Source organism: Modicisalibacter coralii (assembly GCF_004117855.1).
Taxonomy (GTDB): domain Bacteria; phylum Pseudomonadota; class Gammaproteobacteria; order Pseudomonadales; family Halomonadaceae; genus Modicisalibacter; species Modicisalibacter coralii.
Genome location: NZ_QWBW01000018.1, coordinates 1 through 25,194 on the forward strand (window position 1 = coordinate 1; position 25,194 = coordinate 25,194).

Here is a 25,194-nt window from a genome sequence, read left to right on the forward strand (position 1 = left end):
GGCCGGATCATCGGGCCACCTCCACGGCGACGAAGCGCTTCGGGCGATGACGCGGCGGCACCGGCACACCCTGCACCACCAGACGTTGCTCCCAGGCCAGCAACGCCGCCAACGCCAGTTCCTGCTCCTCGGCATACTCGCTCAGCGACAGTTGCCGGGATGAGGCATGAAATAGATGGCCCAGCCAGTAGGCCTGTGTCGAGGTCAGCTCGTTCATGGTGCCCTCCTTCATGATGGGAGGCACCAGTCTGTCGTTGATGAATCGTGCCCGGAAGATGGGGTTTATGGAGCGCTTACCAGAACAGCACGCCCACCGCCAGGGTGGTGCACAGGGTGATCGAGAACCAGCGCCAGCGCGACAGCAGTGGCGTGGCGTCGTCGCCACCGATGCGGATCGTGCCCAGCGGCGAGAAATAGACCACCACCGCGAGCAGCAACAGATAGAGGCTCCCCAGGCTGAACAGCCACGAGAAGCGATCGAGAATCGCGTCGTTGAGCGCGCTGGCGGTCGCCAGGAACGCATCGAGATCGACATAGCTGGCGACCACCGCCGCCATCAGGATCAGGAAGGTCGGCCAGAACACCAGCGGCCGCAAGGCAGTCTGCATCAGGTTTCTCCGATTGTCATTGTCACTCGTCCCATGCGTCGAGATCATGCAACGACACTCTACCCAGGCTCAGCGCCGCGGGGACAAACGAACAATCGGTATGGGGCCATGCGCTACACGCATGGCCCGGGCAGGACTCGCGCCACTCTCGCCCAGGGCACGGCCGCCCGCGACGCGAGCGCGACAGACGACCGGCAAAGCGACAATCGCCGCTTGCGCTCCGTCAGTGGGCGCGAATCATCGCCGCCAGATCCTCGGAAACCGGCTTCAGCACCTTCGACCAGGAGAGATAGGGCATGCTGGCGGTGCCGTTGACCAGCACGCTGAACGAGCCCCGGTGCCTGAAGGTGGCGGCGCCGGAGCTGCGGTCGGAAAGGCAGCCCTCGGTCAGCCTTCGGCCATGCAGTCGCGATGCACCTTTTCCTGGAAAGACTCTACCGGGTTGCTGCCGCTGATATCGTAGGCGTAGGCCTTCTCCGACAGCGAACGCCACCAACGGCTCGCCTTGCCCATATCATTGGTCTCCAGGCCTCTCATGACCTGGCTCTTAGAGAGTCCATCCAAGCGTTTTTGCATGATGTCTTTCGCCACCGAGGCTTGTATCATGCAATCCGCCTCGTGCTGAGCCGGGTTATTGGCGGCCTGCGCCTGCCCCAGTGTCAGCAGGCTGCCCATCATTACTGCTACAATCTTGAGTTTCATGAACCCAGCCTCCTTGTAGAAATCAGGAAACAAAAAAAACGAAGCCCATGCTACGCGGAACAGAGAAATGAAAACCTATCGCGCAAACACGCCCTCATTCAAAACGAAGGATCAAGAAAGCCTTTTTCTTTAAGAAGACTTATGAAATTATTATATTTTTCACCAGACTGCCTATCATTAAATATTTTGACAACATCAATTGCTGAACGCCCATGAATATCTTCTCTCTCAGGATCAGCACCAGCTTCCAGTAGTGCCAAGGCGGTCTCATACTCATCACCAACCACAGCATTTATGAGTGGCGTCCTTCCGAACTGGCCGGAGAAATCAACATCAGCTCCAGAGTCTATCAAGGCTTCCACTTGCTTCAACCGCTTATCAGTCATAGACAAGAAAAGCAGTGTGTCATGCTCATCGATAAGCGTATTGGGATCAGCCCCTGCGCTCAAGACAGCCTTAATAAAATTTGGATCTGGGTTTTTATAAGCCTGATATAAGAGAAAGGTTTTATCATCAGGATTTTCCTTATCCCTTATGGTCAGATTAGGATCTCCTCCATGTTCCAGTAGATAACTCAAGCCATTTATATTAAGCTGCATCGTTACAACCCAGAAAAGCGGCGTCATCTCATCTTTGCCAGCTGCGTTGGGATCAGCACCTCGATCCAGCGCCCGCTGCATCGCTTGGATGTCACCGTCGCCAGCCGCTCGGGCCAATGCCAGCTGGGCTTCATCCTTGAAATAATACGCGGGCTGTTTGGAGTATCCCGTACAGGCCGGTAAAGTCAGCATCGACAGCAGTGCCGCACACAACCACATTGTCAATCGCATCAAAGGCTCCTTGCCTTTTATTCAAGCGGGTCAGCCTATACTTCGCTTTCAGGGCTTTCCCTGCCGGAGTTCAGGGGCAGTTGGATTTCATCAGTCCATGGTATGCTAGAAAACCAGTGCTAACAAACAATGCCACTCCTGTTGCACAAGCAGTTCTCAGACTCATCTGGTTAATCCCTATCTAGTTGCCCCCTGTACCGAGGCACTCTGCCGCCTAGCGTCACATCTCAGGAAAACTTCCAGAATGCTTATAGACCGACTACTGGCCGTGTATGGAATCGCTCAACCGCTGTAACACACTGGCGTGTTGATTTTCCCACACCATCGAAAATGGTGGGTCAACAGTACCGCCACCAGAACACCGGTGATAACCATGTATTCAACCACACCGGCGGCTCGTTGCCGCCAACATACGGATTTAGCCATACTTATTGAATACCGCACATCCTGCCGTGCTTAAAAAGCACACTCCAAATTTATTGGAAAATTCTTCACGACTGCTCCTGAGTTCTCTCGCAAACTAAAAATCAAAATCACCTAACGGAACCGCCAAGCATTTACAGAAATATTTTTTCATCAAAAACCTCCCTGCTTTCTCTGCATCCACTTCAGCCATATCAGCCATTTTTTTTGAATAGCCTTCCTTGTACTCCTTCTCTAAAATCGGATAAATCACCCCTCTAGGATCGTAGGTATCTTTGATCTGATCCATTAGCGATGACAATGACATTCTGTTTGCCGCTTCGGTAGCTCCGGCCTTCATATACATCTCATGGGACTTATAATACCCCATGGGAATTGTTGCACCACCTGCCACCGCCACGCGACATTCAGAGTATCTTTTTTGTTTTGCAACCATCTCCTCATACTTTTCTTCGTCGCCACTTTCTGCATAATACTTAACCCTGCGATCATAAGGCGGGGGGTCCGCAGGCATTGCACCGGGGCAGTTCTTCGCTTCCCAGTCATCGACAAACAGTTTCTTCTCACCTTCAGCTGAAACTGCTAACAATGGATAAAAAATGAGCGCAATCCAGAACACCCTGCAGAACAAAAAATTAACATTACTCACACCTCCCCCCCTCAAGAAATTATTACCAATCAAACGAGACAAAAACCGAAACTGACTCACACCATAAACCATCACACCCATAGGCAGGCTCTTGCTATCTTTGCCATGACTATGCGCGCCAGATTAACCGTTGCCCCAACTTCCACGCAGAAGCTAAAACGAAGGGTCAAGATAGCCCTTTCCTTTTAACGCCTTTACAAATTTCCTATAATCCTCACCAGACTCTCTATCATGAAACAACTTAACAGTATCTACAACAGATTTCCCGTTAGAATTTTCCAAACCAGGATCACCACCAGCATTCAAAATCGCCAAGGCAGTCTTATATTCTTGACCGATGACAGCAGAATATAAAGGGGTGTAATCGAATTTACTCCTAATGTTGACGTCCGCACCATATTTAATGAGCATTTCTATCTGGCCCAGGCGTTTATCCGCCATGGACTGGGATAGGAGAGTATTTTGATCATCATCCACGATGATATCTGGGTTAGCACCCGCCTCAAGAACCGCTTCGATAAACGCCGGTTCCGGGTTCCTATAGGCTTGATACAGCAAAATAGCCTTACTACGGCCAGGCGCGTCTTTGTCCACCGTTACCAAGTCAGGATCACCACCATGGGCTAACAGGTAACGGACTGCCTCGATATTCGGTTGCATGGTTACCGCCCAGAAGAGCGGTGTCATGCCATCCTCCCCCATGGTATTAGGGTCAGCGCCGCGATCAAGCGCCCGCTGCATCGCCTGGATGTCACCGTCGCCAGCCGCTCGGGCCAATGCCAACTGGGCTTCATCCTTGAAATAATAAGAGGGTTGTTTGGAGTACCCCGCACAGGCCGGTAGAGTCAGCATCGACAGCAATGCCGCACACAACCACATTGTCAATCGCATGAAAGGCTCCTTAACTTTGGTCCGAATGGCAGCAGCTTTTGATGCGCTTCAAGGGTACTCCCTGCCGAATTTTCCGGGCGAGAGATATCGCCATTCCATGACGACTGGAAGAGCATGAATCATTAGACAATCTGCCACCCAGCTACAAAACAATTGGCTTTACATTGAAAGCCCAGTCGTCAAGACTGCACAAACCCCAGAAGCATGGCTTACCGGATGATTCCCTCTTTCTCATTGCCCCCCCTGTCACCCACACGCACCATGCACGACCTTATATTCAAGGCCATACTAGCGTTTCTCAAAATGCTGCCATGGCAGGGAAAGGCACTCGCAAAAACACTTTTCCATCATCAATTCTTTTGCCTTGTCGGGTGACGACTCTGCCATGCTGACCACTTCTTCAGAATAGGCTTCTCGATACTCTTTTTCCAAAATCGGATAGATTGGCCCATTAGGGTCATATTGATCTTTTGCTTTTTCCAGGATGGATTCCAGCGACATCCTTTCCGCCGTCTCGACCGCTCCAGCTTTCATGTACATCTGATAAGAACGATAATGCGCTACAGGTATCACCACACCAGAGGTTATAGCAACATTACAACTCACATATCGATCATGCTTCGCCACCACTTCGACATATTTATTCTGGTTATCCATTTCCGCATAGTGCTTAATTCTACGCACATAGGGCGATGAATATATATCCTCTGCCGGCACTGCCCCAGGACAATTGGCAGCCTGCCAATCATCTGGCTCTGGTGTACCTTCTTCTGCCATGGCAAAGAGCGGAAAAAGGGCTAGTACCAGGAAGTATGGGAACCGCGGCAAAACTGTGAGACCGAACATCTCGACTCCTCGAATCATGAACAGCCCGGTGCGCAGAGACACTCATTCGCCTTGGTGAAACGCCCTATCAGGGATAGGCAAAGGATGGCATGCAAGACCGATGGACAGGCTGCCAGGCTTTGTAAGAAAACTGTCTGGACTCGGCAATACAGCGTTAAAAATCGGCTGGAGCGCCAGCCCGAGCTCGGCGCCCCCGTCAAAATGCTCATTTACACCCCGTAAACTGGTACGCCAGCCCGGTCCGCTTTTCGCCGATTTTTGCCTTGTCTTGCCTTCCCTCGCCGACTTTTCGTACAAACCCTAAAGAGCCTTGAGCAATCACTTGTCCCGTCGCCAGGGCATGCGCACACCACCATCAGTCGAGGGGGCAAAGTCTCAGGACAGAACGAAACGCACTCGGAAACGACCGGCAGTCTATCACTCGCTCGTCGGCCATCCTGTCAACGGGTGCGCAATCCGGCGTGCGACTTTCAAGGCAATTCTTGTAAGCAATGTCTTACCCATGCCCCTCGCAGATGCGGCGGATCTCTCAATAAGCGCGAATCATCGCCGCCAGATCTTCAGAGACCGGATCGAGGACCTTCGACCAGGAGAGATAGGGCGTGCTGGCGGTGCCGTTGACCAGCACACTGAACGAGCCCCAGCGCCCGCTCCGGGTGCGGAAGTAGCCGCCCAGGGCGCGCACCGCGAAGGGCTGGTTGAGCGTGCCGGTCTTGAGCATCACGTGGTCCTGGAACAGCGGGTCGCCGCGGCGGATGAAGCGCATCGGGCCGTTGACCGGCAACTGCAGGCCGGCGACGAAGGTGGGAAACAGCGCCGGGCGCTGGTACATGGCCGCGAGCAGCGTGTTGACGCCCTGGGCGGTGGTGCGGTTCTCGGTGGTCAGGCCGCTGCCGCTCTTCAACGTCAACGGGCCGTGACCGGGCAGCGACTCGGCGAACGCCGCGACCGCCGCGCCGCCCTCGGGCAGCGAGGCGCGGGGGGTGTCGACCAGATCCAGGCTCAGGGTGTCGGCCATGAAATTGTTGGAGTAGTTGAGCGTGCGCAACAACAGCTCCTGCAGCGGCTTGCCGTCGACCGCGGCCAACCGGGTCGCCGCCACGGGGGGTTGGGTCCTGCTCACCGCCGCCCCACCGGAGACCTCGATCCCGGCGCGACCGAGCATCGCCAGCAGGGTCTGGGCGGTCTGTTCGGCGGGGTCGGAGCTGGCACGATAGATGGCCCGGGGGTAGGTCCCCTGGGCGATCTTGCCGCGCACCACCAGCACGTCGCCCTGGGCATCGGTGACCCGCTCGGCATCGAGCCGGGTATCCCCGCCCTCGGCGACGGTGGTCACGTGGTTGTCGATGCGCGTGGTGGGTTTGACGGTATCGCAGCTGAGGATGCGCGCCTCGCCGCCCACCGTGTGCCCGGGCAATACATTGAGACACCAGCTGCCGTAGTTGACCGCCGCCGCGGAAAGCAACGCGCTGTAGGCGTTGTCGGCGCGGGATTCGGCCCGGCAACGGTCGGTGGTCACGCACTCGACCGGGCCGAAGCGCCACTGGCTGACCACCAGTTGGCCCTTGACCGACTCGACGCCCTGCTGACGCAGGCGCTGGATCAGCCGCCACAGGTCCTCGGAGACCAGCGCCGGATCGCCACCGCCCTCGAACACCAGATCGCCATGCAGGACGCCACGCGAATCGACCGCCCCGGTCGACACCAGCCGGCTGGTGAAGCGATGTTGCGGCCCCCAGCGATCCAGCGCCGCGGCGGCCATGTAGAGCTTGGACACCGAGGCCGGCGCCAGCGACCGCTGCGGGTCGATCTCGGCGAGCACCTCGCCGCTGTCGAGCAGCCGCGCCTGGGCGCCGATCCGGTAGCCCTGGTCGGCGAGTCTCGCCACGTGATCGAAGCCCGCGGCCAGGACGGACGACGCCCCGCCCATGAGGAGCAGGCACAGGACGGTGATGAAGGCACGCGGCATGATGTTTCCTCGACGTAGGGGATGAGTGGCCCGAACCGAAGACACTAGCCTAGTGGGCCGAGACGTCCGAGAAAACCTGAATCACCACCACCCCGCCGATGATCATCGCAATGCCCAGTACCGCCGGCAGATCGAGCGACTCGCCGAACCACACCACCCCGATCAGCGTGACCAGCACGATCCCCAGCCCCGCCCAGATGGCGTAGGCGATGCCCACCGGCAGGGTGCGCAGTACCAGGGTCAGCAGATAGAACGCCAGGGCATAGCCGACCACCACGCCCACGCTCGGCCACAGCCGGGTGAACTGCTGCGAGGCCTTGAGTGCGCTGGTACCGATCACTTCGGCGACGATCGCCATGAACAGGTAGACGTAGGCCATTCGGCTCCCTCCCGAAAGAATCTCGCTGCACGCCAGCGTTGCAGCCTGGTCCGATGGCCAAGGATTCTACGCTTTGTCTGAAAAATGTCTGCGCTCGGCCATACGGCGTTAAAATTTGACTCAAAATGCTCATTTACGGCTTGTAAACTCCGCTTTTTCGTCAATTTTTGCCTTGTCTGGCCATCGCTCGTCGATTTTTCAGACAGAGCTTGGCCGTGATCCCGGGGATGTCGAATCCTCAAGGCCCGGGCACGAGCCCCGGATCGTGGGGCAGATCGAGACACAGCCGCCACAGGGGCTGGCCGCTTTCGGCGTACTTGCGCTCGAAGGGCGTGAGGTAGCTCCCCGCCGGCGCGAAGGCACCCACCGCCGGCGCCGCGAGGCCGGCCTCGGCCGTTGCCAGCGCGAACTCCTCGACATAGACGCGCCAGTTGGAGCGCAATTCGAGACGCCCGCCCAGCGCCAGCAGCGTCGGAAAGACCGAATGACCGTGCCAGCGCAGCTTGAGCTGGGAGGCCTTGGGATAGGGGTTGGGATAGAGCAGATAGTGATGGCTGGGCCGCCAGCCCTCGGCCAGCGCCAGGCGCCAGAAGTCCACCAGATCGGCCCGCACCAGCAACGCGTTGTCGGGCAGCTCGCCGTGGTCGCGCGCCAGGCGATCGGCGCTGCGATCGATGCCGATCACCGCATGGCCGGGATGACGCCGGGCCAGCTCGCGGCTCGACAGGCCCACCCCGCACCCGGCATCGAGAATCAGCGGCCGGTCCTGCGCGGCGAACCAGTCCCTGGCGCGGGCGAAGGCGTCGCGGGTGTGATCGGCGATCGGCTTGCGCCAGGGGTGGCTCAGGGCGCGGGCAACGCGACGCGGGAGAGCATCGTGGGGGCCGCGCTGATTACTGGTGACGGAGCGGGAAATGGCGTGCATGAGCATTCGGTTGACGTGGACGGCGCCCAGTCTACCAGCCCCCGCCGGCAAAAAAACGGCGCATCCGGAGAGAACGCGCCGACACCAACTCGTATGACTCAAACAGCCGTTTCATCATAGCCCGATTCATGAGCGCATTCAAACAATCGTTTGACGACCGGATCGATCGATCTCCTCCTCTCGGGGTCGCTGCGTCGTGCCCGCGGCATGACGCCACTACGGGCCAGGTGCTATCATCGCGCTCCGGGCCCGGCATGGCGCACGCTGCGGCCCGGCTGTCTCGCACACCGATGCAACCCTGACGGTGCTGCGCTGTCAGGACTCGTAGACTCAACAGCACAACGAGGGATGTGGCTTGTCACAGTTACCCGTGATTGTCGGCATGGGCGGTGTCAATGCCGCCGGCAGAACCTCGGGCCACCAGGCGTTCAGACGTACGGTGCTCGACGCCCTGCCCGCCGAGGAACAGCAGCGCACCGTGGTCGGCCTCGCCGCCATGATGCAACTGGTGACCCGCCAGGCCGACGGCCACTGGCAGGACATTCACGGTAATCGCCTCGACGACGCCGAGATCGCCGCGCGCTTCCGCCAGCAGGTGATCGATCACACCCTGATCCGACGCATCGAGGACGAGGCCTTCAACGCCGACGGCATCCCCGCCAACCGTCAGGCCCAGTTGCGCCTCGACGCGCCACTGGTCTTCAAGGTGCGTCGCCGCCAGCTCCCCGACCCGCTGCCGGAAACCTGGCAGGTGCGCGATCTCGACGGCCGTCAGGTCGAGGTCAGCGTGCCCGCCGGCGTGCTCGATGTGCTGCTGCCGGAGCGCCGTCAGGCGCTGGTGCGCGCCGCCGGCCAGCTGCCCAGCGGCTTCGCCCCCGACCGTCTCTACCGCAGCGTGCACCACCCGCGCGGGCTGTCGATGGCGGTATTCGGCGCCAGCGACTGCCTGGGCCAGAGCGGACTCGACTGGGAGTCGCTGCGCGACGGCCTGGACCCCGACCAGATCGCCGTCTATGCCGGCAACTCCATCGGCCAGCTCGACGATCCGGGCTGGGGCGGCCTGCTCAAGAGCTTCGTCTCGGGCAACCGCGCCACCTCCAAGCAGATGCCGCTGGGCTACGGCCAGATGCCCGCCGACTTCATCAACGCCTACGTGCTGGGCAGCGTCGGCGCGACCGGGGCCATGCTGGGCGCCTGCGCGAGCTTTCTCTACAACCTGCGCCTGGGCATCGAGGACATCCGCAGCGGCACCCGCCGGGTAGTGATGGTCGGGACCAGCGACGCTCCGATCACCCCGGAAGTCGTCGAGGGCTTCCGCAGCATGGGGGCCCTGGCCGACGACGACAGCCTCAAGGCGCTCGACGCCCTGAGCCTGCTCACCGACGCCGACTACCAGCGCGCCTGCCGGCCCTTCGCCCGCAACTGCGGCTTCACCATCGCCGAGGCGAGCCAGTTCGTGCTGCTGATGGACGACACCCTGGCCCTGGAGACCGGCGCGCAGATTCTCGCCTCGGTGCCCGGCGTGTTCGTCAACGCCGACGGCTGGAAGCGCTCGATCTCCGCCCCGGGCATCGGCAACTACATCACCCTGGGCAAGGCGGCGACGCTGGCCCGCGAGATTCTCGGCGAACGGGGCCTGCGCGAGCGCACCTTCATTCACGCCCATGCCACCAGCACGCCCAAGAACCGGGTCACCGAGTCCCACGTGCTCGATGCCGTGGCGCGCGCCCATGACATCACCGACTGGCCGGTCGCTGCGGTCAAGGCCTTCGTCGGTCACTCCCAGGGCAGCGCCGCCGGCGATCAGCTGGTCAGTGCCCTGGGCAGCTTCGCCCATGGGCTGGTGCCGGGCATCCCCACGCTCGACGCGGTCGCCGACGACGTCCACGGCGAGCGGCTGCGGCTGTTCCGCGAGCCGCTGACCTTCGAGGCCGACGCCGCCTTCATCAACGCCAAGGGCTTCGGCGGCAACAACGCCACCGGCCTGCTGCTCTCGCCGGCGGCGACCGAGCGTCTGCTGGTCAAGCGCCACGGCCAGGCGGCCGTCGACGCCTGGCGCGAGCGCGCCGCCGATGTCCGGGCGCGCGGCGAAGCCTACCTGGCACGCGCCGATGCCGCCGACTTCGCGGTGATCTATCGCTTCGGCGAGGGCGTGCTCGAAGGCCCCGAGCTGGGTGTCGACGCCGACGGCATCCGGATTCCCGGTTACGCCCGCCCGGTCTCGCTGGCGGTGGACAACCCCTTCGGCCGGCTCGACGATTGATGCCGCGCCGCCGCGCGGGCGATTGTCGCGGTACCGGCCCTCGGCTACGCTGAGGGCCGACCCCGGCGGCACGTCAGGCCCGGACGACAGCGCAAGGCGTCGGCCGCAGCCCGTTTCGAGACAGGATTTGCCCATGAACATCGTCGTCTACCCCGGCACCTTCGACCCCATCACCAACGGCCATTTCGATCTCATCGAGCGTGCCGCGCGCATCTTCGACAAGGTCGTGGTGGCCATCGCGGCGAGTCCCGGCAAGCGCCCGGTGATGGATCTCGATGTCCGGGTCGAACTGGCCCGGGACGTCGTCGACGGGCTCGACAACGTGACCGTCACCGGCTTCAGCGGCCTGCTCACCGAACTGCTCGACCAGCAGGGGGCGCGGATCATCCTGCGCGGCCTGCGCGCGGTGTCGGACTTCGAGTACGAACTGCAGCTGGCCAACATGAACCGGGCCCAGGCACCGCATGTCGAAAGCCTGTTTCTGACCCCCGCGGTCGAGAACTCCTATATTTCCGCCACCATCGTGCGAGAGATCGCGCGCCTGGGGGGCGACGTCAGCCGTCTCGTCCATCCGCGAGTCGCTGAAGCGCTGCGCGCCCATTTCGATACCGAGCGTCAGCCAGGCCACTGATGATCCGCTGCGAGGACATGACCCCATGGCCCTGATGATTACCGACGAATGCATCAACTGCGATGTCTGCGAACCGGAGTGCCCCAACGATGCCATTTCGGCCGGGGAGGCGATCTACGTCATCGACCCCAACCGGTGCACCGAGTGCGTCGGCCACTTCGACGAACCGCAGTGTCAGCAGGTCTGCCCGGTGGACTGCATCCCGCTCGACCCCGAGCACCGCGAGAGCCGCGAGCAGTTGCTGAAAAAGTATGAGCTGATCAGCGCGGCCTGAGCCGCGCACTGCTCCCGCGCCGAAGTAACACCGTGGGGGCGCGAGTGCCCCTGCCCTCCCCTCTCGGGGGCGGTCTCGCGCTAGTGCGCAAACCGTCGATTCGCACCGTGCCGCCGGCGCGCGTATCCTGAGCGCCTTTCGACGATGCCAGCCCCGCATCCGCACGCGCCACCCCACGAGGACGACCGTTTGCCCACCGCCAACGCCCCCAATCGCCGGGTCTGGACCCTGGCCTGGCCGATCATTCTCTCCAACGTCACGGTACCGCTGCTCGGCCTGGTGGACACCGCCGTGGTCGGCCATCTACCGGAATCGCGCTTCCTGGCCGGGGTGACGCTGGGGGCGACGCTGTTCAGCTTTCTCTACTGGGGCTTCGGCTTCCTGCGCATGGGCACCACGGGGCTCACCTCGCAGGCGGTGGGCCGCGAGGACGACACCGCGGTGCGCAACCTGCTCGGCCAGTCGCTGCTGCTGGCGGCGCTGATCGGCACGCTGCTGATCGCGCTGTCGCAGCCGCTCACCGCGCTCGGCCTGTGGCTGCTCGACGGCAGCCGCGAGGCCACCGCACTGGCCCGGGAGTACGCCGCCATCCGCTTTCTCTCGGCGCCGGCGGTGCTCGCCAACTATGCGATCCTCGGCTGGTTTCTCGGCCAGCAGAACAGCCGCGTGACGCTGGCGATCATGGTCACCACCAACAGCGTCAACATCGTCCTCGACCTGATCTTCGTGGCCGGCCTGGGGATGACCAGCGACGGCGTGGCCTGGGCGACGGTGATCGCCGATTACACGGCGCTGGCGCTGGGACTGTGGCTGGTGCGACGCCAGTTGCGTGCGCTCGGCGGACGCTTTCTCGGCGAACGACTGTGGCGGCTCGCGGCCTACACCGAGCTGTTCCAGGTCAACGGGCAGCTGTTCCTGCGTACCCTGGGGCTGCTCTTCGCCACGGCCTTCTTCACCCGCCAGGGCGCCAGCCAGGGCGACGTGATCCTCGCCGCCAATGCCGTGCTGCTGCAGTTCGTGATGCTCACCTCCTACGGGCTGGATGGCTTCGCCCATGCCGCGGAGGCCCTGACCGGGCGCGCCATCGGCCGACGCGACTGGCGGGAATTCGTCAGTGCGGTAGCGGCGGCGACGCGCTTCTCGCTGCTCACCACCGGCGCGGCCATGCTGGTCTTCGCCGTGGCCGGCCACCTCCTGATAGCGCTGCTCACCGATCTGCCCAAGGTGCGCGACGTCGCCGCCGACTACCTGCCCTGGATGGTGCTGATGCCGGCACTGGCGGTCTGGAGCTATCTGCTCGACGGGGTATTCATCGGCGCCACGGCCACCCGCGAGATGCGCAACAGCATCCTTGCCGGGCTGGCGGTCTACCTGCCGGCCTGGTGGCTCGCCACCGGGCCGCTGGGGCTGGGCAACCATGGCCTGTGGCTGGCCTTCGTGCTGTTCACGGCGGTGCGCTCGGCGACGCTGGGCGGCTACTATCTGTATTACCGGCGCACGCGCTGGAGCGGCCAGGCATCCGCGGCACTGCCCGGCGAGCGTTGAAGCCGGTTGCGGCGCCGCCCCGAGGGGTGCGCTACGGTTGGAAAAAACCTCGACAACAAACGAGACTCGTCATGCTCAAGACTCTGTCGCGACCGGCGGTAAAACTGGTCGAACGCTACCTGCCCGATCCCTATATCTTCGTACTGCTGCTGACGCTGGTCGCCGCCGCGGCGGCGATCGGCGTCGAGCGCCAGACGCCGCTGGCGGTGCTGCGCTTCTGGGGCGACGGCTTCTGGAACCTGCTGACCTTCTCGATGCAGATGCTGCTGGTGCTGGTCGCCGGCTTCATGCTCGCCAGTTCGCCGCCGGTCCAGCGCATCCTCGCCCGGCTGGCCGCCCAGGCGGGCACACCGGCGCGGGCGATCGTGCTGGTGACGCTGGTCTCGCTGGCGGCGAGCTGGCTCAACTGGGGGTTCGGCCTGGTGGTCGGGGCGCTGTTCGCCAAGGAACTGGCCCGCCAGATTCGGGTCGACTACCGTCTGCTGATCGCCAGCGCCTATTCGGGCTTCGTCGTCTGGCACGGTGGGCTGGCCGGCTCGATCCCGCTGGTGATCGCCACGCCGGGTCACTTCGCCGCGGACCGGATCGGCGTGATTCCCACCAGCGAGACGATCTTCTCGTTTTTCAATCTGGCCATCCTGGTGGTGCTGTTCGCGGTGGTACCGCTGATCAACCGGCTGATGCTGCCCGACGAGTCGGACAGCGTCTACGTCGATGCCGACAAGCTGGGCAAGCCGGCCTCGGCCGAGGCCCGCCCGCTCATCGAACGTCCGGCCGAACACCTCGAGAACAGCAAGACCCTGGCCTGGCTGGTGGGCATTCCGGGTCTGCTGTTCCTGCTCGATCACTTCCTGCTGCGCGGCGGCGGGCTCAACCTGAACATCATCAACTTCCTGTTCCTGTTCCTGGCCATCGTGCTGCACCGCACGCCACGCCGACTGCTCGACAGCCTGCACGAGGCGATCAAGGGCGGCGCCGGCATCGTCATCCAGTTCCCCTTCTACGCCGGGATCATGGCGATCATGGTCCAGTCCGGGCTCGCCGAGACCCTGTCGCAGGGCTTCGTGTCGATCGCCAACGCCCAGACCCTGCCGTTCTGGTCGTTCATCAGCGCCGGCGTGGTCAACCTCTTCGTGCCCTCCGGCGGCGGCCAGTGGGCGGTCCAGGCACCGGTGATGCTGCCGGCGGCGCAGGCGCTGGGCGCGGACATCCCGCGCATCGCCATGGCGGTGGCCTGGGGCGACGCCTGGACCAACCTGCTGCAGCCCTTCTGGGCCCTGCCGGTACTGGCGATCGCCGGGCTCAAGGCCAAGGACATCATGGGCTTCTGCCTGATCCAGCTGTTCGTCACCGGCGCGATCATCGCCCTGGGGCTGACTTTCGTGCCCTGACCCCCGGCCGGCACTCATCATGGCGGGGCAAAACGTGTTACACCTAACGGCAAAACCACCGGCAGGACACACGATGAATCCCGACGACATGCCCCGCCAGCACGAACTGACCATGACCGTGCTGATGACGCCCGACATGGCCAACTTCAGCGGCAAGGTACACGGCGGCGCGATCCTCAAGAAACTCGACGAGGTGGCCTACGCCTGTGCCAGCCGCTACTCCGGCAGCTATGTGGTGACGCTGTCGGTCGATCAGGTGCTGTTCAAGCAGCCGATCCACGTCGGCGAACTGGTGACGTTCCTGGCCTCGGTCAATCACGTCGGCCGCTCGTCGATGGAGATCGGCGTCAAGGTGGTGGCCGAATCGATTCAGGAGAAAGTCATTCGCCATACCAACAGCTGCTACCTGACGATGGTCGCGGTCGACTCCCAGGGCCAGCCGGTCGAGGTGCCGCCGCTCAGGCTGGAAACGCCGCTGCAGCAGCTGCGCTTCGAGAAGGCCACGCTGCGCAAGGAACTGCGCAAGCAGGCCGAGCAGGCCTCTCGCGAGCACGACGCCCAGTACACGCATCAACCGCGTTGAGCGGCTTGACCGTCACCGCCCGCCAGGAGGCCGAATGAAATCGTCGCCGCTCAGCGAACGCCTGGGTCTGGCCTGGGACCTGCTGATCATCACGCTGGTGATCGTCAATCTCGGCCTGCTGCTGTTCGACAGCCTCTATCTGCTGCCCCCGTTGCGCGAGGGCTTCGCGGCCGTCGCGCCGGGGCTGGAAGCGGCCTACGCCGATCACATCCACGCCCACTTCTTCGCGATCGACCTGGCGTTCGTCAGCGTCTATGTGCTCGACGTGCTGTTCGGCTGGGCGGTGGCGATCATCGAGCACCGCTATCATCGCTGGTTCTTCTACCCCTTCGTGCACTGGTACGACGTGCTCGGCTGCATTCCGCTGGTCGGCTTTCGCTGGCTGCGCGTGCTGCGCGTGTTCGCCCTGCTCCACCGCCTGCAGCGCCTGGGACTGATCGATGTACGCCGCTGGGCCCTGTTCCAGGGGGCCCACAAGTACTACGAGATCCTGCTCGAGGAGATCTCAGACCGTGTCGCGGTTCGCCTGATCGGCAGCATCCAGGAGGAGGTCCGCCACAGCAACACCCTGTCGCGGCGGCTCGCCGACGAGGTGGTGGCGCCGCGCAAGGAACAGCTGGTGGAGGAGATCGCCGAACGGCTGGAAACGGGACTCGAGGGTATCTATGCCAACAACCGGGCCCTGATCGCCCGCTACGTCAGCGCCCTGGTGGGCCGGACCCTGCAGGAGAGCCCGGAAATCCAGCGCCTGCACCGGCTGCCGATGGGTCGGCAGTTCACCGGCGCCATGGACCAGGCACTCAGCGACCTGGCCAGCCGGCTGATCCACGAAGCGGTCGGCGGCCTGCGCTCGCCGGAGTTCTCGCAACTGCTGCGGCGCGCCGCCGACAGTGGCATGGATGTGCTGCTGGTCAGCGACCGGCGCAGCGAGCGGATCACCGAACAGGTGCTGATCGAGGTCCTCGAGCTGCTCAAGGAGCAGGTCGCCACCAAGCGCTGGCAGACCAAGTACGACTGATCACTCGATGGCCAGCAGCGTGTAGGGCGCCTCGCTGGCATGGCGCTCGTCGCCGCCGAATGCAACCGGCCACGGGGCGCTACAGGGTACGCCAGGGGTGGCCCGCGGGTGCCTCGAGGGTGGTGGCGATCGCCGTCAACGCCCGCTCCAGGGCCGGCCGGTCGGGTGCCGCGCTGGGGCACAGCCGGATCGCCTGGGGCACCGGCTCGCTGCCCACGCAGAACGGCTCGCCGCCGGTCACCCGCACGCCGTGCCGCTCGAGCTGACCGAGCAGCGCACCGGCCCGCCAGCCCTCGGGCAGGTTCAGCCAGAGATGCGAGCCATGGACCTGCCCCCGCGGCGAGTAGGCTGCCAGCCGCGCCAGGGCCAGCCGCTGCCGTTCCGCGGTCTCCTCGACCTGCCAGGCGAGCAGGCGGTCGGCCGCCCCGCTGTCGATCCAGCGACACACCGCCTCGACCATCAGCGGCGGTACCATCCAGCTCTGCGCCAGCAGCAGATTGGCCAGCCGCTCGTGAAGCACCGCCGGCGCCCGCATCACGCCGACCCGCAGCCCGCCGGCGATCACCTTCGAGGTACTGAACAGGTACAGCGTGCGCTCCGGCGCCAGGCGATAGAGCGGGGTATCGCGCGCCTGGGGCGGCATGTACTGAACGCCATCCTCGACCAGCCAGATGTCGTGCTGCCTAGCCAGCTCGACCAGTTGGTGGCGGCGGGCTTCAGCGAGTCGCGCGCCGGTGGGATTGTTCTGTTCGGGGGTCACATAGACCAGCCGCGGTGGCTGCTGGGCGCAAAGCCGCGCCAGGGCGTCGACATCGATCCCGTCATCGTCGAGCGGCATCCGCAACAGCTTGCGGTGGCACTGCTGGGCGGCATTGATCAGCCCGGGATAGGTCAGCGCCGCACAGGCGATACGCTCGCCGGGTTGGGTCAGGGCGTGCAGGGCGAGAAAGATCCCGTGTTGGCCGCCCAGGGTAATGGTCAGCTCGTCGGCGTCCATGGGCAAGCCCAGCGCGGTCAGCCAGCGCGCCAGAACGGCGCGATGCCGGGTCGTGCCGCGTTCGCCCTGATACCCCACCGCCTGTGCCAGCGCCTCGGGGTCGGCGGCGATCGACGTCAATGCCTCGGCGAGTCCGGCGGGCCGGTCGGGGTGCGGCGGGGGCAGACTGAGACTGAGATCGATCAGCCCGGGCGGCGCCTCGGCGGCGACGTGGCGAAAGCCGCTGTCGGGCGCGGCGCGCTCGCGCACATAGGTGCCACTGCCGACCCGCGCCTCGACCAGATCGCGACGCTCGGCCTCGGCATAGGCGCGGGTCACGGTGCCCACGGTGACACCGAGAGCATCGGCAAGCCGGCGTTGCGGCGGCAACCGCTGGCCGGGAGTCAGCTCCCCGTCGGCGATCGCCGCGGCGATGGCATCGGCCAGTGCGCGATAGCGGGTGCCGTCTGACGGCAGTTCGGGTACCCAGAATGTCATGGTGACAATAAATCCGTTGACGCCCTATCTGCGCCAATTATCCTTCCTTTACGCGCACAATTCAAAGAACCCTTAAAAATTGTAGGCATACAATATGGAAGCGTTCGCCACCCTCGGCCCTGCGGCCCTCTACATGATCTCGATGACCCTGACCCCCGGTCCCAACAACCTGATGCTCACCGCCTCGGGGGCCAACTACGGCTACTGGCGGACGTTGCCACACATCCTCGGCATCCTGGCCGGCTGCTGCGTGCTGTTTTCGGCCATCGCCCTGGGCCTGGGCCTGCTGTTCGAGCGCTATCCGCTGTTCCAGTCGCTGCTCAAGATCGTCGGCAGCGGCTATCTGCTGTACCTGGCCTGGAAGATCGCCAGCGCACCACCCCCCGACCTGAGTCTGCGCGGCAGCGGCCGGCCGCTGACTTTCTGGCAGGCTGCGGCCTTTCAGTTCGCCAATCCCAAGGCCTGGGTGATGGGCCTGGCGCTGATGGCGGGTTTTCTGCCGGAGGGCGGTACCCCCTGGCTGGCTGCGCTGCTGCTGGCCGGGTTCGCCGAACTGGTCGCGCTGCCCTGCATCTCGCTGTGGGCGGGTTTCGGCATCGCCGTGGGGCGCACGCTGAAAACGCCGCGCGCCTGGCGGATCTTCAACGTGACGATGGGGGCGATGACGGCGGGCTGCGTGATCTTCATCCTGGGCTGAAGGCCGGCCGCCGTGGCAATTCTTGGCAATCGCTTAAGTTTAGCTCGCTCGTGACGATATGAACTATTACGCAACGTCACGGGATGTTACGGCAATGCATGAGCCCCCGGCGGTCCTCTTCGCCCGCCAACCGATCTACGATCGCCGCCGCGAACTGGCCGGCTGCGAGCTGCTGTTCCGTCCCGCTCCGGGGGCCACTTCAGCACCGTTCGACGGTGACTTCGCCACTCGCCAGGTGCTGCTCAGTGCCTTCACCGAGACCAGCCTGCGCGATGTCTGCGAGAATACCCCGGCGTTCATCAACTTCGGCGCCGCCACCCTGACCGAGACATTGCCGTTCCCGCCCGGCGAGATGGTCATCGAGGTGCTCGAGACCGTTCCGGCCAGCGCCCCGGTGATCGCGGCGCTCAACCAGCACCGTCTCAATGGTTACCGGATCGCCCTCGACGACTACCGGCTCGAGGACAGCGGCCATCCACTGCTGTGTTTCGCCGATATCGTCAAACTCGATTACCCCGAATACAGCACCGACGGTCTCGCGCGGGTCATCGCCGCCCTGCGCCGCGATTACCCGCGCGTCCGGCTGCTCGCCGAGAAGGTCGAGACGCACGAGGACTTCGAGCGTTGTCTCGCGGCCGGCTGCGACCTGTTCCAGGGCTACTTCCTGGCGCGGCCCGCGCCGGTCCACGGCCAGCACCTGCCCAGCGACCGGCTCTCGGTGCTGCACCTGCTCGCCGAGCTCAACCGCCCGGATATCGGCTTCAACGAGCTGAGCGCGATCATTCGTCGCGACCCCTTCATCAGCGTACGTCTGCTGAAGATGGCCGGCAGCGCCTACTTCAGCCGCTCCCGCGAGATCACCTCGGTGCAGATGGCCGTCACCCTGCTCGGCAAGCGGCGCATCCTCAGCCTGGCCAACCTGATCGCGCTGACCCGGCTGGACGACAAGCCCCACGCCCTGCGACAACTGGCGCTGGCGCGCGGCGAACTCTGCCAGGCGCTCGCCGATCAGTTGCTCGACAACGGCGGCCCGGGATTCACGGTGGGCCTGTTCTCCTGCCTGGATGCCTTCTTCGATCGTCCGCTCGATCAGGTCCTCGACGAACTGCCGCTACACGACAGCCTGCGCCGTGCCATCCTGCATCATGAGGGCCCGCTGGGGCAGATCCTGGCGACGGCCAAGTCACTCGAGTGCGGCAAACTCGACGCCTTGGACTGGACGGGCCTGACGCGGCTCGGCCTGACGCCCAACGCACTGTCCCGGGCCCAACGGCGGGCCTTCGAGGCGGTAGGCGCCCAACGCTGAGCGGGCAACGCTGCCCTCAACCACAGTCAACCCGGGTAATCCGCCCACTCGCATCGAGGTGCAGATCCAGCCGCTGCGGCCGGTAATCCATGGTGTAACCCTGGCCCGGGCGCATCACGCGCACCTCGGAAGCGCCGCTGAGCGCGGCGGCGCGCGCCTGCAGCGTCTCGCGATATTCCCGCCCCTGCCAGTCGGCCAGCGCCGACGCCCCGCAGGCATCCTCGCCGGTCTGGCTCATCGGCGGCGGCGGTGGCGCCGGGGCCGGCTCGCGCAGCGGCGAACCGCCGCACCCGCCCAGCACAACGGCAGCGACCATCCCGGCCATGACGCGTCGAATCATCTTTCTCTCCTTGCACAAGGGACTCACCGAGGCGACCACTCGTTGATCCTGCGTCGGACGGTGTTATGGACGCCGCGAGGCACCCTCGATAAGGTCCTGAAATGTGGAGCCATCCAATGTCGATGGCTAGGCTCAATGGAACGACGCACGATACCGCTCATCGTACCCCGTCACCGACAAGAGGATGGAAGCTCATGGTCAGGATTGGCAATGTCTTGGGTCTCGTGGCCGGCACGCTGCTGGCGGCCGGTCAGGCCGTGGCGGCCGAGCCGCTGCGCGTGGCCTCGAAGATCGATACCGAGGGCGCCCTGCTCGGCAACATGATGGTCGCCCTGCTCGAGAACGCCGGCTACCCGGTCGAGAACAAGCTGCAGCTCGGCCCCACCAACATCGTGCGCAAGGCCCTGCTCGAGGGTGAGATCGACCTCTATCCCGAGTACACCGGCAACGGCGCCTTCTTCAGCAGCACCACCGACGACCCGGCCTGGAAGAACGCCGAGCAGGGCTATGAGAAGGTGCGCGACTGGGACCGCGAGAACCACGGCATCGTCTGGCTCGAGCCGGCGCCGGCCAACAACACCTGGGCCATCGCCGTGAAGCAGTCGCTGGCCGAGGAGAACGGCCTCGACACCATGGCCGATTTCGGCCGCTGGGTGCGCGACGGCGGCGACGTCAAGCTGGCCGCCTCGGCCGAATTCGTCGAGAGCGATGCCGCCCTGCCCAGCTTCCAGAAGGCCTACGACTTCACACTCTCCCAGGATCAGTTGCTGGTGCTCTCGGGCGGCAACACCGCCGCCACCATCCGCGCCGCCGCGGAGGGCACCAGCGGCACCAATGCGGCGATGGTCTACGGCACCGACGGCGCCATCCAGCCGGCCGGGCTCAAGGTGATGGACGACACCCAGGGGGTGCAGATGGTCTACGAACCGGCCGCGGTACTGCGCGAGTCGGTGCTCGAGTCGCACCCCGAGCTGCCCGAGCTGTTCGGACCGGTGTTCGCCAGTCTGGACCGCGAGACCCTGCAGCACCTCAATAGCCAGATCCAGGTCCAGGGCCTGCCGGCCAAGCAGGTGGCCCGGCGCTATCTCGAAGATCACGACTTCCTCGAGCAGTAGCGTCGCGTGCCGGCCGTTTTCCGACACGCCGACCGGCGCCTCGTCGCCAACCGGGTCCTGGCGACCCTGCTGGTGGCGGCGGTCGCCGGCAGTCTCCTGCTGCCCTTCGCCGCCATGGCACCCAACCGGCTGGTCTCGGGCGAATCGGTGGCGCTCGTCGCCGCTCTGAGCCCCTGGCAGACGCTGGTGCTGCTCGGCCTGGCCCTGGTACTGGGCGTGGCCTGCCTGGCCCGCCCGCTGGGCGAGCACCGCGGCGCACGAACGGCGCTGATCGCCGCGCCACTGGCGCTGCTGGTGGTGCTCTACGGCCTCGGCGATTACGCCACTCGCGCCCTGGCCGACGCCTCGCCCGCGGCGCGGGTCTCGCAGGGCGCGGCCTTCTGGGTGGCGGTATTCTGCTGTGCCTTGATGATGGTCGATGCCTTCCAGCGCCTGCGCACGCCGTTGTGGCTTTGCAGTATCTACGCCCTGGTGGTGCTCGGCGGTATCGTGGCGCTGTTCGCCGCCGGCACCTTCGATGCCCTGGCGATCATGCAGGAATACTTCAACATCGAGGACGCCTTCGCCGCCCAGTTCGTCACCCATCTGGTGCTGGTGGGCCTGGCGCTGGGTCCGGCGCTGGTCGTCGGCCTGCCGCTGGGGCTGCTGGCCCACCGTCGGCCCGGCGCGCGCGGACCGCTGTTCGGGGTGCTCAACTTCTTTCAGACGATTCCCTCGATCGCGCTGTTCGCGCTACTGGTCACCCCACTCTCGCGGCTCGGCGACGCGCTGCCGTGGCTGCGCGAGTGGGGCGTGTCGGGGATCGGCGCGGCACCGGCGATCATCGCGCTGATCATGTACTCGCTGCTGCCGATCGTGCGCAACACTCACGCCGGGTTCGCCGGGGTCGCGCCGGCGACCCTCGAGGCGGCAAGCGGCATGGGCATGACCGCCACTCAGGTGCTGTGGCGGGTCGAGATTCCCCTGGCCCTGCCGGTGATCCTCTCGGGGTTGCGCATCGTCACCGTCCAGGCGATCGGCCTGACCGTGGTCGCCGCACTGATCGGCGCCGGGGGGCTCGGCGCCTTCATCTTCCAGGGCCTCGGTCAGTACGCCATCGACCTGGTGCTGCTCGGCGCGGTGCCGACCATCGCCCTGGCGGTGGTCGCCGACTTCCTGCTGCAGATCCTGGTCACCGTCAGCCGCCCCGCCGGGGCCCGCTGAGCCGCCCCACCGAGAGACGAGGAATGATCGAACTACAGGGCTTGACCAAGACCTACGACGACAAGGACGTCGTCCAGGACATCTCGCTGCGTATCGAGAGCGGCGAGTTCGGCGTGCTGATCGGCCCCTCCGGCTGCGGCAAGTCGACCACGCTGCGCATGATCAACCGGCTGATCCCGCTGACCCGCGGGCGCATCCTGCTGGGCGACGAGGACATCAGCCATCTCAAGCCGGAGACGCTGCGCCGGCGTATCGGCTATGCCATCCAGTCGATCGGCCTGTTTCCGCACTGGACGGTGGCCGACAACATCGCCGTGGTCCCCCGGCTGCTCAAGTGGCCGAAATCTCGCATCGATGCCCGCATCGACGAGTTGCTGGATCTGTTTCACCTCGCGGCCGGCGAGTTCCGCGACAAGTACCCGCACCAGCTCTCCGGCGGCCAGGCACAGCGCGTCGGCGTGGCACGGGCGCTCGCCGCCGATCCCGAGGTCCTGCTGATGGACGAGCCGTTCGGCGCCGTCGACCCGCTGACCCGCGAGGTGCTGCAGAACGAGATGCGCCGCGTCCACGAGCGGACCCGCAAGACTATCGTCTTCGTCACCCACGACATGGACGAGGCGCTCAAGCTGGCCTCGCGCATCGCGATTCTCAACGCCGGTCGCCTGGTCCAGTACGACCGCCCCATCGAGCTGCTGACCCAGCCGGCCGACGCCTTCGTCAGCGACTTCATCGGCAAGGCCGACCTGGGCCTCAAGCTGCTCTCGCGGCGCTGGGTGAACCAGTACCAGGATCGTGCCCGCACCACGCCCGACGCGGCCTCCGGGCGGCCTTCCCACTACTGGGAGACCGACGCCACGGGCCGCCCCACCTGTCTGCATGGCGGCCGGCTCAGCGACGGCGATCCCGAGGCGCGCACCGCGGTCAACGACGAGTGGATCGCCACCCCGGGGATGCCCATGAAGGAAGCCCTCTCGCGAATGGTCTGGTATCGGGTGATGGTGCTGCCGGTCATCGACGAGAGCGGTCGGCTGATCGGCGAGGTGAGCATGGACGGCGTGATGGGCCGCCAGCCATGAAGCGGAACCTTCCCCACGGGCGCGATGCCCTGCTGCTCGTCCTCGGCGTGGCGCTGATTCTGCTGGTGCTGTTCATGGACGCGCTAGCGCCGCTGTTCCGCGCGGCCTTTCCGCAGCTCGACACCGCCGTCTACGCCCGCGAGAGCTTCCTCAAGCTCACCCTCGACCACCTGGCCCTGGTGCTGGTGTCGTCGCTGATCTCGGTGAGCGTGGGCGTCGCCGCCGGGCTGTTCGTCACCCGCCGCGCGGGGCGCGAATTCGAACCACTGGTCTCGGCGCTGGCGGCGATCGGCCAGACCTTCCCGCCCGCGGCGGTACTGGCGATCGTCGTCCCGCTGGCCGGTTTCGGCTTCGTGCCGACCATCGTCGCGCTGACGCTCTACGGCCTGCTGCCGGTGGTCCAGAACACCATCGCCGGACTGGGCACGGTGCCGACCGACACCCTGGAGGCGGCCCGCGGCACCGGCATGAGCGCCACGCAGATCCTCTGGCGGGTGGAACTGCCGCTGGCGATGCGGGTGATCATCGCCGGCGTGCGCGTTTCGGTGATCATCAATATCGGTACCGCGACCATCGGCTCGACGGTCGGCGCCCAGAGCCTGGGCACGCCGATCATCGCCGGGCTGGTCGGCGACAACATCGCCTACGTGATTCAGGGGGCGGTTCTGGTGGGGCTGCTGGCGATCGTCAGCGATCTGCTCTTCGAACGGCTGGAGCGCCGTTATCGCTTCGGTAGCTAGTGGAGCGGCGCAGTGCCGACAGGCGGGGCGTTGCTTGACAACCCGGCGGTAGCCCGCCGGGCGTCGGTACCGAGACTCAGCTGGCGGATTCCTGAATTTCTTCGCCGCCTTGTTCGATGTCTTCACCAGCGCCGTGCATGGTGTTGCAACCGCTCAGTACGCTGACACTCACCAGTGCCAGGAACATCAGTGCCGTCAGTTTCTTCATATTGAGTCCTCCCTAACTAGCCAATGAAGTCACCGCCAGTAGAGGCATCGGTCGTGCCACTCGGCAGAGCGCTCCGGCTCCCCCTGACGGTGCGGGTGACAAGACGTCACACCTGCAGCCTAACAGGCCGTGGGCGATTTCGCACACCGGGCGTTCACTGACCGGCGGCCTCCTCGATTTCCGAACCCACCTTCTGCACGTCCCGGCCGAAACCGTGCATGGTGTTGCAGCCCGCGAGAAAGACCAGCGCCGCCAGTGCGGCCAGCAGTAGGGTCTTGCGCATGTTCGTCTCCTGAATGACACACTCCGCCTTGTTATCGCCGATCGCCGCGTCGCGCACAAGCGGTGTCGCTTAGAAGAAGACCAGCCGCAGGATAATGGCCACGATCACCACCAGCGTCAGCGCCTTGACCCACTTGGCGCCGCGCGGCCCCATGTTGACGCGCACCGCCAGCCAGGCGCCGCTCATGCTGCCCACCGCCAGCAGCAGACCGTAGGCCCAGCGCACCTGGCCGTCGAGGAGGAACACCGCCAGCGCCGGCAGCGTATAGACCAGCACCACGAACACCTTGAAGACGTTGACCTGGGCCAGGTCGATCCTGAGCATCCGGTAGAGGACGGCGATGAACAGCACGCCCACCCCCACCTGGATGAAACCGCCATAGACCCCGATCGCGAACATCGCCAGATAGACCGCCGGGGTCAGTCGTTCCGGCGTCAGCGCCCGCGTATCGAGCCGCGGCTGCGGCAGCAGCATCATCACCGAGGCCGCGACCATGGCGACCACCAGCACCGTCTGGAACACCGCGTCCGGCACCTGCAGCGCCAGCCAGGCGCCGGCCAGGGACCCCAGCACCGCCGGCACCGACAGACGCAGGCTGATGCCCAGGTCGCGGGCCCCGGCACGGAAGAAGTTGCCCACCGCACTGACGCTCTGCAGGACGATGCTCACCCGATTGGTACCGTTGGCCGCCTGTGGCGGCAGGCCCAGGAACATCAGCAGCGGCAGGGTCAGCATCGAGCCCCCCGCCGCCAGCACGTTGATGAAACCGGCGACGCCGCCGATCGCCACCAGCGCCAGCCCTTCCAGCCAGGTCATCGCGACTCC

The 25,194-nt window shown here is 64.6% G+C and carries 28 protein-coding genes; 13 read left to right on the top strand and 15 right to left on the bottom strand.

What is annotated here, in order from left to right; translation table 11 throughout:
- Positions 1-7 precede the first annotated feature (7 nt).
- The 10 genes from D0901_RS11195 to trmB all read right to left on the bottom strand — a co-directional run bounded on the left by D0901_RS11195 (position 8) and on the right by trmB (position 8,222).
- Positions 8-217 carry a hypothetical protein gene (locus D0901_RS11195; RefSeq protein ID WP_129140392.1) on the bottom strand — a complete coding sequence of 70 codons (210 nt, stop codon included), beginning with the start codon at positions 215-217 and terminating at the stop codon, positions 8-10.
- A 76-nt stretch (positions 218-293) separates the two neighbouring features.
- The gene (locus D0901_RS11200; RefSeq protein WP_233440404.1) at positions 294-608 is read right to left on the bottom strand and encodes a BCCT family transporter; all 315 of its coding nucleotides are present in this window, start codon (positions 606-608) and stop codon (positions 294-296) included.
- A gap of 387 nt (positions 609-995) precedes the next feature.
- Positions 996-1,310, bottom strand: a complete 315-nt coding sequence (locus D0901_RS11205; protein WP_129140393.1) for a hypothetical protein — start codon at positions 1,308-1,310, stop codon at positions 996-998.
- A 98-nt stretch (positions 1,311-1,408) separates the two neighbouring features.
- The gene (locus tag D0901_RS11210) at positions 1,409-2,140 is read right to left on the bottom strand and encodes an ankyrin repeat domain-containing protein (protein ID WP_129140394.1); all 732 of its coding nucleotides are present in this window, start codon (positions 2,138-2,140) and stop codon (positions 1,409-1,411) included.
- Positions 2,141-2,660: 520 nt separating this feature from the next.
- Positions 2,661-3,293, bottom strand: coding sequence for a hypothetical protein (locus D0901_RS11215; protein WP_129140395.1), 633 nt, complete (start codon positions 3,291-3,293; stop codon positions 2,661-2,663).
- Between the two features lie 72 nt (positions 3,294-3,365).
- Positions 3,366-4,103, bottom strand: coding sequence for an ankyrin repeat domain-containing protein (locus D0901_RS11220; protein ID WP_129140396.1), 738 nt, complete (start codon positions 4,101-4,103; stop codon positions 3,366-3,368).
- 288 nt (positions 4,104-4,391) lie between these two features.
- Positions 4,392-4,949, bottom strand: coding sequence for a hypothetical protein (locus D0901_RS11225; protein ID WP_129140397.1), 558 nt, complete (start codon positions 4,947-4,949; stop codon positions 4,392-4,394).
- 529 nt (positions 4,950-5,478) lie between these two features.
- Entirely contained in the window at positions 5,479-6,918 is a 1,440-nt protein-coding gene (dacB, locus tag D0901_RS11230) for a D-alanyl-D-alanine carboxypeptidase/D-alanyl-D-alanine endopeptidase (protein ID WP_129140398.1), read from the bottom strand.
- A 49-nt stretch (positions 6,919-6,967) separates the two neighbouring features.
- Complete coding sequence (locus D0901_RS11235) at positions 6,968-7,297, bottom strand: DMT family transporter (RefSeq protein WP_129140399.1); 330 nt, start codon at positions 7,295-7,297, stop codon at positions 6,968-6,970.
- A 238-nt stretch (positions 7,298-7,535) separates the two neighbouring features.
- On the bottom strand, positions 7,536-8,222 hold the full coding sequence (gene trmB / locus D0901_RS11240) for a tRNA (guanine(46)-N(7))-methyltransferase TrmB (RefSeq protein WP_129140400.1): 687 nt from the start codon (positions 8,220-8,222) through the stop codon (positions 7,536-7,538).
- A 382-nt stretch (positions 8,223-8,604) separates the two neighbouring features.
- Between trmB and D0901_RS11245 the strand changes: the two genes are divergently transcribed.
- The 7 genes from D0901_RS11245 to D0901_RS11275 all read left to right on the top strand — a co-directional run bounded on the left by D0901_RS11245 (position 8,605) and on the right by D0901_RS11275 (position 15,927).
- The gene (locus D0901_RS11245; protein ID WP_129140476.1) at positions 8,605-10,485 is read left to right on the top strand and encodes a beta-ketoacyl synthase; all 1,881 of its coding nucleotides are present in this window, start codon (positions 8,605-8,607) and stop codon (positions 10,483-10,485) included.
- 133 nt (positions 10,486-10,618) lie between these two features.
- Positions 10,619-11,116 carry a pantetheine-phosphate adenylyltransferase gene (coaD, locus tag D0901_RS11250; protein WP_129140401.1) on the top strand — a complete coding sequence of 166 codons (498 nt, stop codon included), beginning with the start codon at positions 10,619-10,621 and terminating at the stop codon, positions 11,114-11,116.
- Between the two features lie 25 nt (positions 11,117-11,141).
- A complete protein-coding gene (locus tag D0901_RS11255) occupies positions 11,142-11,390 on the top strand; it encodes a YfhL family 4Fe-4S dicluster ferredoxin (protein ID WP_129140402.1) in 249 nt (82 codons plus the stop codon).
- A 189-nt stretch (positions 11,391-11,579) separates the two neighbouring features.
- On the top strand, positions 11,580-12,935 hold the full coding sequence (locus D0901_RS11260) for an MATE family efflux transporter (RefSeq protein ID WP_233440405.1): 1,356 nt from the start codon (positions 11,580-11,582) through the stop codon (positions 12,933-12,935).
- Between the two features lie 71 nt (positions 12,936-13,006).
- Entirely contained in the window at positions 13,007-14,326 is a 1,320-nt protein-coding gene (locus tag D0901_RS11265; RefSeq protein WP_129140404.1) for a short-chain fatty acid transporter, read from the top strand.
- 73 nt (positions 14,327-14,399) lie between these two features.
- On the top strand, positions 14,400-14,909 hold the full coding sequence (locus D0901_RS11270; protein ID WP_129140405.1) for an acyl-CoA thioesterase: 510 nt from the start codon (positions 14,400-14,402) through the stop codon (positions 14,907-14,909).
- A 34-nt stretch (positions 14,910-14,943) separates the two neighbouring features.
- Positions 14,944-15,927, top strand: a complete 984-nt coding sequence (locus D0901_RS11275) for an ion transporter (RefSeq protein WP_129140406.1) — start codon at positions 14,944-14,946, stop codon at positions 15,925-15,927.
- A 79-nt stretch (positions 15,928-16,006) separates the two neighbouring features.
- On the opposite strand, the gene D0901_RS11280 is transcribed toward D0901_RS11275, so the two are convergent.
- Entirely contained in the window at positions 16,007-17,401 is a 1,395-nt protein-coding gene (locus D0901_RS11280) for an aminotransferase-like domain-containing protein (protein WP_129140407.1), read from the bottom strand.
- A 94-nt stretch (positions 17,402-17,495) separates the two neighbouring features.
- Here D0901_RS11280 and D0901_RS11285 point away from each other — a divergent pair, with 94 nt between their 5' ends.
- Positions 17,496-18,098, top strand: a complete 603-nt coding sequence (locus D0901_RS11285) for a LysE family translocator (protein WP_129140408.1) — start codon at positions 17,496-17,498, stop codon at positions 18,096-18,098.
- Between the two features lie 94 nt (positions 18,099-18,192).
- Complete coding sequence (locus D0901_RS11290; RefSeq protein ID WP_162500859.1) at positions 18,193-19,404, top strand: EAL and HDOD domain-containing protein; 1,212 nt, start codon at positions 18,193-18,195, stop codon at positions 19,402-19,404.
- A 16-nt stretch (positions 19,405-19,420) separates the two neighbouring features.
- Here the strand turns inward: D0901_RS11290 and D0901_RS11295 are convergent, their stop codons facing one another.
- Positions 19,421-19,744 (bottom strand): I78 family peptidase inhibitor, encoded by a 324-nt coding sequence (locus D0901_RS11295; RefSeq protein WP_224418807.1) that lies wholly within the window; start codon positions 19,742-19,744, stop codon positions 19,421-19,423.
- A gap of 194 nt (positions 19,745-19,938) precedes the next feature.
- Here D0901_RS11295 and osmF point away from each other — a divergent pair, with 194 nt between their 5' ends.
- From osmF to D0901_RS11315, 4 genes are read left to right on the top strand one after another with little or no spacing between them, the layout of a single operon-like run.
- Positions 19,939-20,859, top strand: coding sequence for a glycine betaine ABC transporter substrate-binding protein OsmF (gene osmF / locus D0901_RS11300; protein WP_129140410.1), 921 nt, complete (start codon positions 19,939-19,941; stop codon positions 20,857-20,859).
- Positions 20,860-20,865: 6 nt separating this feature from the next.
- Complete coding sequence (locus D0901_RS11305; RefSeq protein WP_233440406.1) at positions 20,866-22,062, top strand: ABC transporter permease; 1,197 nt, start codon at positions 20,866-20,868, stop codon at positions 22,060-22,062.
- Positions 22,063-22,085: 23 nt separating this feature from the next.
- Positions 22,086-23,138 (top strand): ABC transporter ATP-binding protein, encoded by a 1,053-nt coding sequence (locus D0901_RS11310; protein WP_129140411.1) that lies wholly within the window; start codon positions 22,086-22,088, stop codon positions 23,136-23,138.
- Positions 23,135-23,878 carry an ABC transporter permease gene (locus D0901_RS11315; RefSeq protein ID WP_129140412.1) on the top strand — a complete coding sequence of 248 codons (744 nt, stop codon included), beginning with the start codon at positions 23,135-23,137 and terminating at the stop codon, positions 23,876-23,878. The genes D0901_RS11310 and D0901_RS11315 overlap by 4 nt, the downstream gene beginning before the upstream one ends.
- Positions 23,879-23,954: 76 nt before the next feature.
- On the opposite strand, the gene D0901_RS11320 is transcribed toward D0901_RS11315, so the two are convergent.
- The 3 genes from D0901_RS11320 to D0901_RS11330 all read right to left on the bottom strand — a co-directional run bounded on the left by D0901_RS11320 (position 23,955) and on the right by D0901_RS11330 (position 25,185).
- Positions 23,955-24,086 carry an entericidin A/B family lipoprotein gene (locus tag D0901_RS11320; protein ID WP_129140413.1) on the bottom strand — a complete coding sequence of 44 codons (132 nt, stop codon included), beginning with the start codon at positions 24,084-24,086 and terminating at the stop codon, positions 23,955-23,957.
- A 154-nt stretch (positions 24,087-24,240) separates the two neighbouring features.
- Positions 24,241-24,369, bottom strand: coding sequence for an entericidin A/B family lipoprotein (locus D0901_RS11325; protein WP_129140414.1), 129 nt, complete (start codon positions 24,367-24,369; stop codon positions 24,241-24,243).
- Between the two features lie 69 nt (positions 24,370-24,438).
- Positions 24,439-25,185 (bottom strand): sulfite exporter TauE/SafE family protein, encoded by a 747-nt coding sequence (locus tag D0901_RS11330; protein ID WP_129140415.1) that lies wholly within the window; start codon positions 25,183-25,185, stop codon positions 24,439-24,441.
- Between the last annotated feature and the right edge of the window lie 9 nt (positions 25,186-25,194).